Genomic DNA, 15,149 nt, shown 5'->3' with positions numbered 1-15,149 from the left:
GGAATCTCGGCGGTAGAGTCGACCGTTGGTCGACTGTTCTTCGATCTGGGGGCAGGCCCGCGCTGCGCGATAGTCGACCAACGGTCGACTCTACCAAGGCGCATGGTCGACCAACGGTCGACTCTACCAAGGCACATGGCCGACCAACGGTCGACTCTACCGCTGCGCCTCCCCCAGCAACGCCTGCAGGCCCGGCAGCCATTGCTTGCCGGGATGGCGTACCAGCCACAGCGTACGTTGCAGGAGGGGCAACGGGGTCTCCAGCACGCGCAGTCGGCCCAGGGCCAGCGGCTCTTCCAGCGCGTGACGCGACAGGCAGGCCACGCCGAGGCCGGCGATGGCGGCCTGCTTGATGGCTTCGGTATTGCCCAGCTGCAGGGTCTGGGCGAAGCCGTGCAGGTGTGGCAGCAACGCCTGTTCCACCGCTTCACGGGTGCCGGAACCCGGCTCGCGCAGCAGCCAGCGGGCGCCGCGCAGTTCGTCCAGCGACCAGCGCGCGGGCGCGTCGGCGGCAGCCACGATCACCAGCGGGTCCTGCTGCCACGGGGTCACCTGCAGGCCACGCTCGTGGCACGGGCCCTCGATCAGGCCGGCGTCCACGTCCAGGCGCTGCACGGCGGCGACCACGCCCGCGCTGTTGTCGATGCGAAGGTCGACCTCGGCCTGGGGGGCCTGCCGCAACAGCGCGGCAATCCGCGGCGGCAGCAGGTAGTTGCCGATGGTGGTACTGGCGGCCAGCACCAGCCGCAGCGGCGCGCCCTGGCCGGGATCGCCGCCGGCAGCGAGCTGGCGCTCCAGATCGGCGGCGTTGACCAGCAGCGCACGGGCCGGTTCCAGCAGGGCGCGGCCATGGCCGTTCAGGGCCAGGCGGCGACCAATACGGTCGAACAGCGGCGTGCCGAAATGGGCCTCCAGTTCCTGCAGGGCGGCGCTGCTGGCGGACTGTGAAAGCGCGATCGCCTGGCCGGCGGCGGTGGTGCTGCCATGGTCGGCAATGGCCACGAAGACCTGCAGCTGGCGCAGCGTCAAGCGCATGGCATTTACCTTCTTGATAGGTAGGTTTCAACAATATTATTCGTTTTACGGGTCATTCGGGCGAGCGCACTCTGTGCGCATCTCCTCAGCCCTCGCCCCGCCATGAACGCCTCCACCCTCTCCCCCTGGTCTCTGCCCGCCCTGCGCCAGCGCTGGCAGCCGCGCCTGCCCGGCCTGCTGCTGGTGGGCCTGGTGGCGGCGGCATCGCTGTCTCTGGCCGAGCTGCCCTGGCTGCAGGCCCATGGCCTGAGTGCACTGACCGTGGCCATCGTCGCCGGCATCGTGGTCGGCAATACGTTCTACCCGCGGCTGGCGCCGGGCAGCGCAGCCGGTGTCGGCTTTTCCAAGCACTGGCTGCTGCGCGCCGGCATCGTGCTGTATGGCCTGCGCCTGACCTTCCAGGACATCGGCCATGTAGGCGTGGCCGGCGTGGCGATGGATGCACTGGTGGTGGCCAGCACCTTCGGGCTTGCGTGCTGGCTGGGCGTGCGTGTTTTCAGGATGGACCGCGAGGCGGCGATGCTGATCGGCGCCGGCAGCGCCATCTGCGGCGCGGCGGCGGTGATGGCCGCCGAGCCGGTGGTGCGCGGGCGGGCGGCACAGGTCACCGTGGCGGTCTCGACGGTCGTGGTGTTCGGCACGCTGGCGATGTTCCTGTACCCGGCGCTGTATGCACTGGTGCAGTCGCATGGCTTGCTGGCCATGGACGCGCGCCAGTACGGGCTGTTCACCGGTGCGACCATGCACGAGGTGGCGCAGGTGGTGGCCGCCGGCCGCGCGGTGAGCGAGTCGGCCGCCGATACCGCGGTCATCACCAAGATGGTGCGGGTGATGCTGCTGGCGCCGTTCCTGGTGGTGCTGTCGCTGTGGCTGGCACGCGGTGGCAAGGCGGCGGCCGATGGCAGCACGCCGCGCATCGTGGTGCCGTGGTTCGCGTTCGGGTTCGTCGCGGTGGCCGGTTTCAATTCGCTGCATCTACTGCCGGCGGGCGTGCAGGCCGGGCTGGTGCAGCTGGACACCGTGCTGCTGGCGATGGCCATGGCCGCGCTGGGCCTGACCACGCATGTGTCGGCGCTGCGCCAGGCCGGGCTGAAGCCGCTGCTGCTGGCATCGATCCTGTTCGCGTGGCTGCTGCTGGGTGGGCTGGCCATCCACCAGGGTGTGCTGGCGGTGCTGGGCTGAGCGCCGGGGCCATGCCATCCACGCATGGCGTGGATCTGCGGGCGTGAGCTTAGACTTGGGGCATGACCGCCTCGCCCGCCCTGCTGCCGATTCCACTACGACTGCTCGATGACCGCTACGGGCCGGGCAATGCCGACGAGGCGGAGGACACGCTGATCGGGATCGTGCAGGCCGTGATGGGCGTGCGGGCGACCTGCTCGTTCGACTTCGACACACGGCACGCCAACCCGTGGTTCCACCAGCTGCTGCTGGGGCCGCAGGCCGATGGACATCCGGCGACGCCAGCGCAGCTGCAGGCGATGGCCGTGCGGTTGGCAGCCATCGGGCTGGGCTGAGTACCGGGGCAATGTCATCCACGCATGGCGTGGATCTACTGGATCGCGCACGGTAGATCTACGCCATGCGTGGATGCAGCCCCGCCCCGGTAGATCCACGCCATGCGTGGATGAAGGCCCGGAGCGGGACCGGCCCCGCGCACAGGTACAATGTGCCATGACTGACTTTTCGACCCTGCCGCTGAGCCCGGCCCTGCAGCCCGGCCTGGACGCCCTCGGCTATACCACTCTCACGCCGATCCAGGCGCAGAGCCTGCCGGCGATCCTGGATCGCTGCGATGTGATTGCACAGGCGCCGACCGGCAGCGGCAAGACCGCCGCCTTCGGCCTTGGCCTGCTGCAGGCCATCGACCCCAGCCTGATCCGCGTGCAGGCGCTGGTGCTGTGCCCCACCCGCGAACTGGCCGACCAGGTTGCCAAGCAGATCCGCAAGCTGGCCACCGGCATCCCCAACCTGAAGCTGCTGCTGCTGGTCGGTGGCGTGCCGCTGGGCCCGCAGCTGGCCTCGCTGGAAGGCCATGATCCGCACGTGGTGGTCGGCACCCCCGGCCGCGTGCAGGAGCTGGCCCGCAAGCGCGCCCTGAACCTGGGCGCGGTGCGCACCCTGGTGCTGGACGAAGCCGACCGCATGCTGGACATGGGCTTTGAAGAGCCGATCCGCGAGATCGCCGGCCGCACCCACAAGGACCGCCAGACCCTGCTGTTCTCGGCCACCTTCCCCGACAGCATCCGCGAGATCGCCCGCGACCTGCTGCGCGACGCGCTGGAAGTGACCGTGGAAGGCGCCGACCAGGCCCCGGCCATCCGCCACCTGTTCTGCGAAGTGGAACCGGCCCACCGGCAGAAGGCGCTGGCCGGCCTGCTGCTGAAGTACACGCCGGAATCGGCGGTGGTGTTCTGCAACACCCGCAAGGACGTGGACGAGGTCGCCAACTCGCTGCAGCAGTTCGGGTTCTCGGCGCTGGCCCTGCATGGCGACATGGAACAGCGTGACCGCGAGGAAGTGCTGCTCCGCCTGGCCAACCGAAGCTGCAACGTGCTGGTGGCCAGCGACGTCGCCGCGCGCGGCCTGGACGTGGAAGAGCTGGCCGCGGTGATCAACTACGAGCTGCCCACCGACGTGGAAAGCTACCAGCACCGCGTGGGCCGTACCGGCCGCGCCGGTGCCAGCGGCCTGGCGATCAGCCTGGTGGCCGGCCGCGAAAAGACCCGTGCCGAGGCGGTGGAAGCGCACCTGGGCCAGCCGCTGGACTGGCAGAAGACGCCGCTGGCGACTTCGCGCCCGGCCGAGCTGCCGCAGGCGGCGATGCGCACCCTGCGCATCGATGGCGGCAAGACCGACAAGCTGCGCCCGGGCGACATCCTCGGCGCACTGACCGGCGACGCCGGCCTGTCGGGCAAGCACATCGGCAAGATCGCGATTTTCCCGACCCGCTCCTACGTGGCCATCGCCCGTGAGCAGGTCAACAAGGCGGTCGCGAAGCTGGAAGCCGGCAAGATCAAGGGCCGTCGCTTCCGCGTGCGGATGATGTGATCTGGTAGCGGCCAACCTTGGTTGGCCATCCCGGGCAATGCCAACCAAGGTTGGCAACTACCGGAGTGCGGTGATTCGATCCGTCCTGCTCAGAACACCAGTTCGGTGTGCAACGGCAGGCCGGCTTCCCAGCGGGCGCGACCGCCCAGGCCGTCCAGCTCGACCAGCACGCCGGCACCCACCACTTCAACGCCCAGGCGGCGTACCAGCGACAGCGCGGCGCCCAGGGTGCCGCCGGTGGCCAGCACGTCATCGATGATGGCCACGCGCGCGCCGGCCGGCAGTGCGTCTGCATGTACTTCGATGCAGTCGCTGCGGTATTCCAGCGTGTATTCCTCGCGCAGCACCTTGCCCGGCAGCTTGCCCGGCTTGCGCACCGGCACGAAGCCCACGCCCAGTTCCAGCGCCATGGCGGCGCCCAGGATGAACCCGCGCGATTCGATGCCGACGATGGCATCCAGCTGCTGCCCGCGCCAACGGTCGGCCATGGCCGAGATCGCGCCGCGGAAGTCTTCGCCGTGGGCCAGCAGCGGCATGATGTCCTTGAACAGGATGCCGGGCTTCGGGAAATCGGCGATATCGCGCAGGCGCGAAGCCCAGGCGGGGACGGCCACGGTGGCGTCGGTCATTGCAGCTACCAGCTTGTATGGCGGCATAGGGTAACCGGTTCGCCCCTGCCCTGCCCGTTCCCGGCACCACCGCGCCGCTGCGTTCCACCGGTGGCGCGCTGGCGTCACGCCAAAATCGCACACGCGTGCGATAATCGCCCTAACCGGTCATTCACCCAGCCTGCGTCATAAGCAGGCCGACGCCTGCCCGCCGCCATGGCCCGCAGCCGCCCGGGATGCCGACGGCCCCCGCCACGCCTGGCGCGCGCGGGGCTTTGCCCGCCTCCGTGCGGGTTCTTCGCAATGAGGTTCATGCAACGTGGACGAGACGACGAAAGTTCCGGCCCTGTGCCGTGTGCTGGTGGTCCTGCTCGGCATCCTGGTGACCCTGTTCGGCCTGGCTCTGCTGGTCGGCGGTGTTCGCCTGGTACAGCTGGGGGGCAGTTGGTATTTCCTGCTGATGGGTGCGGTGTCGGCCGTGGCTGGCGTGCTGCTGGCGATGCGCCGGCCGAACGGTGCGCTGCTGTACGGCCTGGCCTTCGTGGCCACGCTGGCCTGGGCGCTGGTGGATGCGGGTTGGGAGTTCTGGCCGCTGGTCTCGCGCCTGGTGATGCCGGCCGTGCTGGCCCTGCTGGTTGCCCTGGCCTGGCCGGTGCTGCGCCGCAGCCGCGGCCAGGCTGCCGGTCGCGGTGCCTATGGCGTGGCTGCAGTGCTGCTGGTTGGCCTGCTGGGCACGGCGGTGTCTGCGTTCCAGCCGCGCCCGGTACAGACCGCGCAGGGCACCACGCCGCCGGTGGTGCCGGTGGCCAAGGGCGCTGAACAGCGCGACTGGATGCACTGGGGCAACACCACTGCCGGCACCCGCTTCGCCGCGCTGGACCAGATCACCCCGGCCAACGTGAAGGAACTGCAGGTTGCCTGGACCGCACACACCGGCGACGTGCCGGAAAGCAACGGCTTCGGTGCCGAGGACCAGAACACCCCGCTGCAGATCGGCGACACCCTGTACCTGTGCACGCCGCACAACCAGGTGATTGCCATCGATGCCGACTCCGGCAAGCAGCGCTGGGCCTTCGACCCCAAGGCGACCGCACCGAACTGGCAGCGCTGCCGCGGCCTCGGCTATTTCGATGCAGCGACCGCACCCGCGGCGGCGACTGCAGCGGCCCCGGCGCCCGCGCCGATGCCGGCCACCGAAACCGCCAGCGCCGGCCCGGCCCTGTGCGAAAAGCGCATCCTGATGACCTCGATCGATGCGCGCCTGTTCGCGCTGGATGCCAAGACCGGCGCACTGTGCCCGGACTTCGGCAGCAACGGCGTGGTCGACCTGAAGACCGGCATGGGCGAGATCAAGCCCGGCTTCTATACGCTCACCGCCGCGCCGCTGGTGGCGGGCGAGCTGATCGTGGTTGGTGGCCGCGTGGCAGACAACATCGAAGTAGGTGAACCGTCCGGCGTGGTGCGTGCCTACAACGTGCGTACCGGTGCGCTGGCCTGGGTCTGGGATCTGTCCAAGGAAACCCCGGACGTGCCGCTGGATCCGTCGATCCACTACACCCGCGCCACTCCGAACGTGTGGACCTCGATGGCCTACGACCCGCAGCTGGGCCTGGTCTACCTGCCCACCGGCAACACCACCCCGGACCAGTGGGCCGGCGAGCGGACCCCGCAGGATGACAAGTACAGCTCGGCCGTGGTCGCGCTGGATGTTGCCACCGGCAAGGAACGCTGGGTCTACCAGACCGTGCACCACGATCTGTGGGACTACGACCTGCCCGCGCAGCCGACCCTGACCGACGTGCCCGACGGCAAGGGCGGCACGCTGCCGGCCCTGCTGCAGATCACCAAGGCCGGGCAGATCTTCATGCTCAACCGCCAGACCGGCGTGCCGATCAGCGAGGTGCGCAACATCCCCGCGCCGCAGGGCAATGCACAGGGCGAGCGCTATGCCGCGACCCAGCCGCTGTCGGTCGGCCTGCCGCAGATCGGTGCACAGACGCTGACCGAATCGGACATGTGGGGCGCCACCCCGATCGACCAGATGCTGTGCCGCATCCAGTTCAAGCAGTTCCGCTACGACGGCATGTACACGCCCCCGGGCGAAGACCTCGCGCTGCAGTGGCCGGGTTCGCTGGGCGGCATGAACTGGGGCAGTGCCTCGATCGACCCGACCACCGGCTATCTGTTCGTCAACGACATGCGCCTGGGCCTGTGGACCAAGCTCATCCCGCGCGCGCAGATGACCAGCGGCGACGGTGGCGTGGAAATGGGTGCGGCGTCGCAGACCGGCACGCCGTACGGCTCGCTGCGCGACCGCTTCCTGTCCAAGCTGGGCATCCCCTGCCAGAAGCCCCCGTTCGGCACGATGTCGGCGATCAACCTGGCCACCCGCCAGCTGGTCTGGCAGGTGCCGGTGGGCACGGTGAAGGACACCGGGCCGATGGGCATCAAGATGGGCCTGCCGATTCCGATCGGCATGCCGACGCTGGGTGGTTCGCTGGCTACGCAGTCGGGCCTGCTGTTCTTCGCCGGTACGCAGGATTACTACCTGCGCGCCTATGACAGCCGCACCGGCGAGGAAGTCTGGAAGGCTCGCATGCCGGTCGGCAGCCAGGGCACGCCGATGACCTACGTGTCGCCGAAGACCGGCCGCCAGTACGTGGTGATTTCCGCCGGTGGCGCACGCCAGTCGCCGGACCGTGGCGACTACGTGATCGCCTACGCGCTGCCCGAGCGCAAGTGAGCCGTGCCACGCGGTGCAGCCTGGCAGGCTGCGCCGCGTGGGTACCGGTTACCGGTTCCAGCGCTTACCATGCAAGGTCGAACCTGATGAAAGCTGCTGCCATGCCTGCCGTTCCTCCCAGCCGTCGCCCCAAGCGCCCGCCTGCGCCACCGCAGGACCGTGGACTGGCCCATGAGCTGATGCAGCAGATCCAGGACAACCAGGGCGATCCGGATTTCATGACCTCGCTCGGCCGCGGCCTGGCCGTGCTGAGCGTGTTCTCGCAGCACCCGCGCGAAGTGACGATGTCGCAGATCAGCACCGATACCGGCATCTCGCGCGCAGCCGTGCGGCGCGTGCTGTACACGCTGGAAAAGCTGGGCTACGTGGGCGAGCAGGGCCGCGGTTTCGTGCTGCTGCCGCGCGTGCTGGGCATGGGCGGCGCCTACGTCGCCTCGTCGTCGATGACCGCGGCCGCACAGCCCGTGCTGGATGCCCTGCGCGATGACGTGCACGAATCCTGCTCGCTGGGCGTGCTTGATGGCGATGACATCCTTTACGTGGCACGCGCGGAAACCGTTCGCATCATGTCGATCGGCCTGCGTGCGGGCAGCCGCCTGCCAGCCTACTGCACGTCGATGGGCCGCGTGCTGCTTGCCGCCCTGCCGCGCGACACGCTGGAAGGCTATCTGGAACGCAACCCGCTGCGGCCACGCACCGACCGCACCGTCACCCGCATGGATGATTTCCTCGACCTGCTGGAAAAAGTACGTCGTGAAGGCGTTTCGCTGGTCGACCAGGAGCTGGAGATCGGCCTGCGCTCGATCGCCGTGCCCGTGCGTTCGCGCAGCGGCGATGTGGTGGCCGCGCTGAACATCGGCACCCAGGCGGGCCGCATCGGCCTGGGCGTGATGCAGACCCAGCTGCTGCCGCGCCTGCGCGAAGCGGCGCAGCGGCTGGGCACGCTGTTGAATTGAGGCACAGCCGCCGGGCATGGCCCGGCGCTACCGGGGCCGCGGCGTGGTAGCGCCGGGCCATGCCCGGCGGATGTTCGGCGTCAGCCCTCGGACGCCTGCTCTTCCAGGATCGGCTTGGCCAGCGCGAACGCGTGGTTGGCCGCCGGCACGCCACAATAGATCGCGGCCTGCAGCAGCACCTCCTTGATCTCCTCCGGCGTTACGCCGTTGTTGCGGGCGGCACGGATGTGCAGCTTGAACTCTTCATCGTGGCCCAGCGCCACCATCATCACGATGGTCAGCAGCGAGCGCGTATGCCGCGGCAGTCCCTCGCGCGTCCACACCGTGCCCCACGCCGTGCGGGTGATGAAATCCTGGAATTCAGTCGTGAACTCGGTGCGCGCCTGCAGCGAGCGGTCAACGTGCGCCTCGCCCAGCACCTGGCGGCGCACCGCAAGGCCGGCTTCGTAGCGTTCCTGTTCGTCCATCGTCGTAACCCTGTTGAGTGATTCAGTGCTGCGCGGAGAGATGCGCGACCAGTGCGGCCGTGAACGCCTGCGGCGATTCCAGATTGCAGATGTGCCGCCCGGGAACCGTGGCAAAGTGGCCAACGGCCACGCCATCGGCGATGGCCTGCAGCTCGGCCGGCACGCAGACCGGATCGTCGTCACCGGCAATGGCCAGCAGCGGCACACCGATGCGGCCCAGCACATCACGGAAATCGGCCATGCCCACGGCGTTGCAGCAACCTGCATAGCCGGCCACGCTGGTGGCGAGGAAGCGCTGCAGGATGTCCTCCACCTGGCTGGCATGGGTCTGTGCGAAGGCGGCGGTGAACCAGCGCTCGCGGGTGCCGTCCACCAGCGGCAGCAGGCCATCGTGCAGGACCTGGGCGATGCGCGCCTGCCAGCCGTCCAGCGTACCGATCTTGGCTGCGGTGGCAGCCACGGTGAGCGTGCGCAGGCGGTTGCCCGCATGCACGCCCAGCCACTGCCCGGTCAGGCCACCGATCGACAGCCCGCAGAAATGGCTGCGTTCAATGCCAAGGTGATCCCACAGCGCCAGCACGTCGGCGCCCAGCTCGGCCACGGTGTACAGCCCCGGCGGCGCACTGGACTGGCCATGGCCGCGGCGGTCATAGCGCAGGATGCGGTACTGCGTGGCCAGCGCATCCACCTGCGGCTGCCACATGCCCAGGTCGGTACCGAGCGAATTGCAGAAGGTCAGCCACGGCCCATCGGCGCGGCCCTCGGTCTGGTAATGCAGGCGATGCTGCGGAAGGTCGAGGAAGGGCATGCGTGCTCCAGCGAATGTGGGGATCAGCCGCGCGCGAGCACGCGGTCGATCCAGGTATCGGCCATGCCGCGCCAGCTGTCGGCGGCGAACAGGGCATCGAGTTGTGCGGTGGAAAGCTGCGCGGTGACCTCCGGCGTCTGCCCCAGCACCTCGCGCAGATGCAGCGACTGCGCCAGCGCCTGCTTGGCGGCGTGTTCCACCAGCGCGTGCGCGGCCGGCTTGCCGATGCGCTCGCCCAGGGTGACCGCTACGGCCTCGGCATAGAGCAGGCCACCATGGCTGTCCAGGTGCTGGCGCATGCGCCCGCGGTCCAGCTGCAGACCCTGCACCACCACGCTCACCTGGGCCAGGCTGCCGGCGCACAGGCGCACGATCTCCGGCACGGTGTCCCACTCGGCGTGCCATTGCCCGGCCGCGCGCTCGTGCGGCTGCGGCAGGGCGCTGAACAACGTGGACAGCAGGCCCGGCACGCGCGTTGCGGCGGCAATGGCCGCCACGCAGCCAACCGGGTTGCGCTTGTGCGGCATCGCCGAGGAACCACCCTTGCCCTCGCCCGCCGGCTCGAAGGCTTCAGCAACTTCCGACTGCATCAGCAGCACGATGTCGGTGGCGATCTTGCCGAGGCTGCCGGTCAGCAGCGCGAACACGCTGCCGAACTCGGCGATGCGGTCACGCGCGGTGTGCCAGGGCAGCGCCGGCAGCGGCAACTGCAGCCCGGCTGCGAGGGCTTCGGCCACGTCCAGCCCGCGCGTCTGCAGCGAGGCCAGCGTACCGGCGGCACCGCCGAACTGCAGCACCAGGGTGTCGTCGGCCAGCGCATCAAGGCGCCGCTGGCTGCGCTGCAGTGCATCCAGCCAACCGGCCGCTTTCAACCCGAAGGTCACCGGCACCGCCTGCTGCAGCAGCGTGCGCCCCGGCAGGCCGGTGCCGCGCTCGGCCTCGGCCAGCCGCGCCAGCGCCGTGCACAGCACCTGCAGGCGCGCCCGCACGTGGCTGACCGCCGCGCGCAGCTGCAGCACTGCGCCGGTATCGATGATGTCCTGGCTGGTGGCGCCCCAGTGCACCCAGCGCGCGGCGTCGGCATCGTTCGCCTTGACCTGCGCGGTTAGCGCCTTGACCAGCGGAATGGCCGGGTTGCCGGCAAGTGCCGTAGCGGCCGACAGCGCGGGTACGGCGTACAGGTCGGCGCTGCAGGCCGCTTCAATCGGCGCCAGCACAGCGGCGGGGATCACCCCGCACTGCACCTGCGCGCGCGCCAGGGCGCGTTCGACATCCAGCATCGCCTGCAGGCGTGCTTCATCACTGAACACGGCGTCGACGGCGGGGTCGCCGAACAGACCGCCCAGCAGCGTTGGGGAGTGGCTCATCGGTGCAGTCCATCCTGGGTGGCCACAGCTTACCCGCGCGCGCTGCACGCGGGCGTGGAGTGGCCGGAAGGCGCGGCGGGCGCGCCGGCGTCAGTAGGCGAAGAACACCGTTTCATCCGGGCCCTGCATGCGCACGTCCCAGTGGTACAGGCCCTTGCCCTGCGCCTGCGCGACCAGGGTGTGGCGGCGTTCGGCCGGCACCAGCGCGAGGATGCCGTCCTCGCCATTGCTGGCCTCGTCACTGAAATAGATGCGGCCACGGGTGGCCTGCAGCAGGCCGCGCATGAACACCAGCACTACCAGGTGCGGTGCCTGCGGCTCGCCACGCAGGCCGGGCACGCGACCCGGCTTGACGGTGGTGAAGGCGAAGCGGCCCTGGTCGTCGGTAGGCACGCGGCCCCAGCCGTCGAAGGCCGGGTCGTGGTCGCCGCGACGCGGGTCTTCGCCGTGGGCGTAGATGCCCTGCGCGTCGGCCTGCCAGATTTCCAGCACGGCATCGGATACCGGTACGCCGTTGCCATCGAACACCTGGCCCTGCACCTCCACGCGTTCACCCTGCGCGGTGGCCGGGGCGATTTCGGTGCGGTACAGCGGTTCCAGGCCCAGGCGGTAGTACGGGCCTACGGTCTGCCACGGAGTGGATTGGAAACTCATGGTCTTACTCCCAGACGGTCATCTTGCGACCGCGCAGCACGATGTCGAAGCGGTAGCCGAGCGCGAATTCGTTGGCGGTGTTTTCCCAGTCGAACGAGGACACCATGCGCTCGCGCGCCTTGGCGTCATCCACGCAGTTGTAGATGGGATCGAACGCCAGCAGCGGGTCGTTGGGGAAATACATCTGCGTGACCAGGCGCTGGCCGATGCCATCACCATGCAGCGAGAAATGGATGTGTGCCGGGCGCCAGGCGTTGTAGTGGTTGCGCCACGGGTATGCGCCGGGCTTGATGGTGGTGAACCGGTAGCGGCCTTCGCTGTCGGTCAGCACCTGGCCGGTGCCCTTGAAGTTGGGGTCCAGCGGTGCGTCGTGCTGGTCGCCCTTGTGCAGGTAGCGGCCGGCGGCGTTGCACTGCCAGACCTCGACCACGGTGTTGCGCACCGGGCGGCCGTTCTCGTCCAGCACGCGGCCGCTGACGATGATGCGCTCGCCCTGCGGCTGGCCGGGGAAACCGGCGGTCAGGTCGGCGGCATGCTCGCCCAGGGTGATGCGGTTGATGCTCGGGCCGGTCACTTCCGAGAGCGTCACCGGGATGGCGATCGGGTCGGTACCCGGGCCACGCAGCGCGGTGGAGGCATACGGCAGATGGATGCGCGGCGGCTGGCTGCCGGGGTACGGCTTGCGGTAGCCGCGCAGTTCGGTGGGATCGCTCATGGCGTACTCCTGTTGGCGAGCGGCCCGAAGGCCGCGGCTGTCTTGCAGATCATGGATGCGGGGGAAGGCTTACACGCGCTCGATGGCCAGCGCCACGCCCTGCCCCACGCCGATGCACATCGTGGCCAGGCCACGGCGGCCACCGTTGGCTTCCAGCTGGCGCAGCAGGGTCAACGCCAGCCGCGCACCGCTCATGCCCAGGGGATGGCCCAGGGCGATGGCACCGCCGTTGGGGTTCACGTGCGCGGCATCATCGGCCAGGCCGAGCTGGCGCATGCAGGCCAGGCCCTGCGAGGCGAAGGCTTCGTTCAGTTCGATGGCATCGAAATCGGTGATCGACAGGCCCAGCCGTGCCATCAGCTTCTGGCTCGCCGGCACCGGGCCCATGCCCATGATGGCCGGCTCAACGCCGGCGCTGGCGAAGCCAAGAATGCGCGCGCGCGGGGCCAGGCCCAGCGCCTTCACCTGCGCGCCCGACGCGAGCAGCAGCGCGGCGGCGCCATCGTTGATGCCCGAGGCATTGCCGGCGGTGACCGTGCCCGGCTGGCGGAACAGCGGCTTCAGCCTGGCCAGCGCCTCGGCGGTGGTATCGCCGCGCGGGTGTTCATCACGGTCGACGGTCACGGTCTCGCCGCGCTTGCGGCCCGGCACGTCCACCGCGACGATTTCGCCGTCGAAGAAACCACGCGCCTGCGCAGCAGCCGTGCGCTGCTGGCTGCGCAGGGCGAACGCATCCTGGTCCTCGCGGCTGATGCCGTAGCGCTCGGCCACGTTCTCGGCGGTCTGCCCCATCGCCTCCACGCCGTGCAGTTCACGCAGGCGCGGGTTGATGAAGCGCCAGCCCATGGTGGTGTCTTCGATCTGCTGGTCGCGGGCGAACGGCGAGGTCGCCTTGCCCATCACGAACGGCGCGCGCGACATCGATTCGACGCCGCCGGCGATGGCCAGGCCCAGCTCGCCCGCCGCAATGCCGCGGGCCACGGTACCGATCGCATCCAGTCCCGAACCACACAGGCGGTTGATCGTGCTGCCCGGCACCGTCAGCGGCAGGCCGGCCAGCAGCAGGCTCATGCGGGCGACGTTGCGGTTGTCCTCACCGGCCTGGTTGGCACAGCCCAGGTAGACATCCTCGACCCGCGCCGGGTCCAGCTGCGGGTGGCGCGCCAGCAGTGCCTTCAGCGGGATCGCGCCGAGGTCATCGGCGCGCACGCCGGACAGCGCGCCGCCGTAGCGGCCGATCGGGGTGCGGATGCCATCGACGATGTAGGTCTCGTGCAGGCTCATCTCAGGCTCCCTCGGCCAGTGCCAGCGGCAGGCCGGTCAGTTCACGCAGTTGTTCGATGTCCATTCCCTCGACCATTTCCAGCACGGTCGCACCGTCGGCGCCGAGGTCGAACACCGCCACATCGGTATACACGCGCGACACGCAGCGCAGACCGGTAAGTGGGTAGCTGCACTCGGCCACCAGCTTGCTTTCGCCCTTCTTGGTGAACAGGTCCATCATCACGAAGACCTGCTTGGCACCGATGGCCAGATCCATCGCACCGCCCACGGCGGGGATCGCGTCGGCAGCGCCCGTGCTCCAGTTGGCCAGGTCGCCGTGTGCCGACACCTGGAACGCACCGAGCACGCAGATGTCGAGGTGGCCGCCACGCATCATCGCGAACGAATCGGCATGGTGGAAATAGCAGCCGCCGGTCAGCAGCGTGACCGGCTGCTTGCCGGCGTTGATCAGGTCCGGATCTTCCTGGCCGGGGGCCGGCGCCGGGCCCATGCCCAGCAGGCCGTTTTCCGACTGCAGGAAGATCTCCTTGTCGGCCGGCAGGAAGTTGGCCACCGTGGTCGGCAGGCCGATGCCCAGGTTGACGTAAGCCCCTTCGGGAATGTCGCGCGCCACGCGCGCGGCCATCTGTTCGCGGCTGAGCTTGTTCATGCCTGCACTCCTTCAGCGGCCACCGGCACTACGCGTTGTACGAAGATGCCCGGGGTCACCACGGCCTCCGGGTCCAGTTCGCCCAGCGCCACCACCTCACGCACCTGCACGATGGCGCAGCGTGCGGCCATGGCCATCAGCGGGCCGAAGTTGCGCGCGGTTTTGCGATACACCAGGTTGCCCCAGCGGTCGCCGCGGTCGGCCTTGATCAGCGCGAAGTCGGCATGCAGCGGGTATTCGAGCACGTAGTGGCGGCCGTCGATCTCGCGCGTTTCCTTGCCCTGGGCCAGCTCGGTGCCGTAGCCGGTCGGGGTGAAGATCGCGCCCAGGCCGGAGCCGGCCGCGTGGATGCGCGCGGCCAGGTTGCCCTGTGGCACCAGCTCCAGTTCGATCTCGCCAGCGCGGTAAGCAGCATCGAAGTGCTGCGAATCGGCCTGGCGCGGGAACGAGCAGACGATGCGGCGCACGCGCTTGTGCTTGATCAGCGCAGCCAGGCCGGTATCGCCGTTGCCGGCGTTGTTGTTGATGATGGTCAGTTCGCGCGCGCCCTGTGCGATGAGCGCGTCGATCAGCTCGTCAGGCATGCCGGCGGTACCAAAGCCGCCGATCATCACGGTGGCACCATCATGGATATCGGCCACCGCTGCTTCCACGCTGGCCACGGTCTTGTCGATCACTGCATTGCTCCTTGCCCTGCCTGCCGGCGGTCACCGCCGCCACGCTGCAGGGCCACTGCGAAGGGAAAACACGACCCGGACATGGTCGCCACGGCGCCCCGTCCGGTCAATGCGATATTCGGCCAGTTGATTCGA

15 protein-coding genes are annotated in these 15,149 nt (G+C 69.3%); 5 read left to right on the top strand and 10 right to left on the bottom strand.

Features of this window, described 5'->3' with window-relative positions; genetic code table 11:
- Positions 1 to 156 precede the first annotated feature (156 nt).
- A complete protein-coding gene (locus C1927_RS09340) occupies positions 157 to 1,035 on the bottom strand; it encodes a LysR family transcriptional regulator (RefSeq protein WP_108746510.1) in 879 nt (292 codons plus the stop codon).
- A gap of 102 nt (positions 1,036 to 1,137) precedes the next feature.
- Here C1927_RS09340 and C1927_RS09335 point away from each other — a divergent pair, with 102 nt between their 5' ends.
- The 3 genes from C1927_RS09335 to dbpA all read left to right on the top strand — a co-directional run bounded on the left by C1927_RS09335 (position 1,138) and on the right by dbpA (position 4,086).
- Positions 1,138 to 2,217: a YeiH family protein gene (locus C1927_RS09335; protein ID WP_079221600.1), complete on the top strand. Its 1,080-nt coding sequence runs from the start codon at positions 1,138 to 1,140 to the stop codon at positions 2,215 to 2,217.
- Between the two features lie 62 nt (positions 2,218 to 2,279).
- Positions 2,280 to 2,552 (top strand): hypothetical protein, encoded by a 273-nt coding sequence (locus C1927_RS09330; protein WP_079221599.1) that lies wholly within the window; start codon positions 2,280 to 2,282, stop codon positions 2,550 to 2,552.
- Between the two features lie 157 nt (positions 2,553 to 2,709).
- Positions 2,710 to 4,086, top strand: coding sequence for an ATP-dependent RNA helicase DbpA (gene dbpA, locus C1927_RS09325; protein ID WP_079221598.1), 1,377 nt, complete (start codon positions 2,710 to 2,712; stop codon positions 4,084 to 4,086).
- A gap of 89 nt (positions 4,087 to 4,175) precedes the next feature.
- Here the strand turns inward: dbpA and C1927_RS09320 are convergent, their stop codons facing one another.
- Entirely contained in the window at positions 4,176 to 4,715 is a 540-nt protein-coding gene (locus C1927_RS09320) for an adenine phosphoribosyltransferase (RefSeq protein ID WP_079221597.1), read from the bottom strand.
- 298 nt (positions 4,716 to 5,013) lie between these two features.
- On the opposite strand from C1927_RS09320, the gene C1927_RS09315 reads away from it, so the two are divergent.
- Positions 5,014 to 7,437, top strand: a complete 2,424-nt coding sequence (locus C1927_RS09315) for a membrane-bound PQQ-dependent dehydrogenase, glucose/quinate/shikimate family (protein ID WP_079221596.1) — start codon at positions 5,014 to 5,016, stop codon at positions 7,435 to 7,437.
- Positions 7,438 to 7,538: 101 nt separating this feature from the next.
- Positions 7,539 to 8,393: an IclR family transcriptional regulator C-terminal domain-containing protein gene (locus C1927_RS09310; RefSeq protein ID WP_079221595.1), complete on the top strand. Its 855-nt coding sequence runs from the start codon at positions 7,539 to 7,541 to the stop codon at positions 8,391 to 8,393.
- An 80-nt stretch (positions 8,394 to 8,473) separates the two neighbouring features.
- Here C1927_RS09310 and pcaC read toward each other — a convergent pair whose 3' ends face one another.
- The 8 genes from pcaC to C1927_RS09270 form a co-directional block, all read right to left on the bottom strand.
- Positions 8,474 to 8,860, bottom strand: coding sequence for a 4-carboxymuconolactone decarboxylase (pcaC, locus tag C1927_RS09305; protein ID WP_079221594.1), 387 nt, complete (start codon positions 8,858 to 8,860; stop codon positions 8,474 to 8,476).
- Positions 8,861 to 8,882: 22 nt separating this feature from the next.
- Entirely contained in the window at positions 8,883 to 9,668 is a 786-nt protein-coding gene (gene pcaD / locus C1927_RS09300) for a 3-oxoadipate enol-lactonase (protein ID WP_079221593.1), read from the bottom strand.
- A 23-nt stretch (positions 9,669 to 9,691) separates the two neighbouring features.
- Positions 9,692 to 11,035 (bottom strand): 3-carboxy-cis,cis-muconate cycloisomerase, encoded by a 1,344-nt coding sequence (locus C1927_RS09295; protein ID WP_108746509.1) that lies wholly within the window; start codon positions 11,033 to 11,035, stop codon positions 9,692 to 9,694.
- A 90-nt stretch (positions 11,036 to 11,125) separates the two neighbouring features.
- The gene (gene pcaG, locus C1927_RS09290) at positions 11,126 to 11,689 is read right to left on the bottom strand and encodes a protocatechuate 3,4-dioxygenase subunit alpha (protein ID WP_079221591.1); all 564 of its coding nucleotides are present in this window, start codon (positions 11,687 to 11,689) and stop codon (positions 11,126 to 11,128) included.
- A gap of 4 nt (positions 11,690 to 11,693) precedes the next feature.
- Positions 11,694 to 12,404, bottom strand: a complete 711-nt coding sequence (gene pcaH, locus C1927_RS09285) for a protocatechuate 3,4-dioxygenase subunit beta (protein WP_079221590.1) — start codon at positions 12,402 to 12,404, stop codon at positions 11,694 to 11,696.
- 69 nt (positions 12,405 to 12,473) lie between these two features.
- Positions 12,474 to 13,682 carry a 3-oxoadipyl-CoA thiolase gene (pcaF, locus tag C1927_RS09280; protein ID WP_108747809.1) on the bottom strand — a complete coding sequence of 403 codons (1,209 nt, stop codon included), beginning with the start codon at positions 13,680 to 13,682 and terminating at the stop codon, positions 12,474 to 12,476.
- 7 nt (positions 13,683 to 13,689) lie between these two features.
- Positions 13,690 to 14,337: a 3-oxoacid CoA-transferase subunit B gene (locus tag C1927_RS09275; protein WP_079221589.1), complete on the bottom strand. Its 648-nt coding sequence runs from the start codon at positions 14,335 to 14,337 to the stop codon at positions 13,690 to 13,692.
- A complete protein-coding gene (locus C1927_RS09270) occupies positions 14,334 to 15,014 on the bottom strand; it encodes a 3-oxoacid CoA-transferase subunit A (RefSeq protein WP_079221588.1) in 681 nt (226 codons plus the stop codon). Before C1927_RS09270 ends, C1927_RS09275 begins: the two co-directional genes overlap by 4 nt.
- Between the last annotated feature and the right edge of the window lie 135 nt (positions 15,015 to 15,149).

It is taken from the genome of Stenotrophomonas sp. ZAC14D1_NAIMI4_1, assembly GCF_003086775.1.
Taxonomy (GTDB): domain Bacteria; phylum Pseudomonadota; class Gammaproteobacteria; order Xanthomonadales; family Xanthomonadaceae; genus Stenotrophomonas.
The sequence above is the reverse complement of the archived record's forward strand: the minus strand, read 5'-3'. Positions and strand labels throughout refer to the sequence as shown.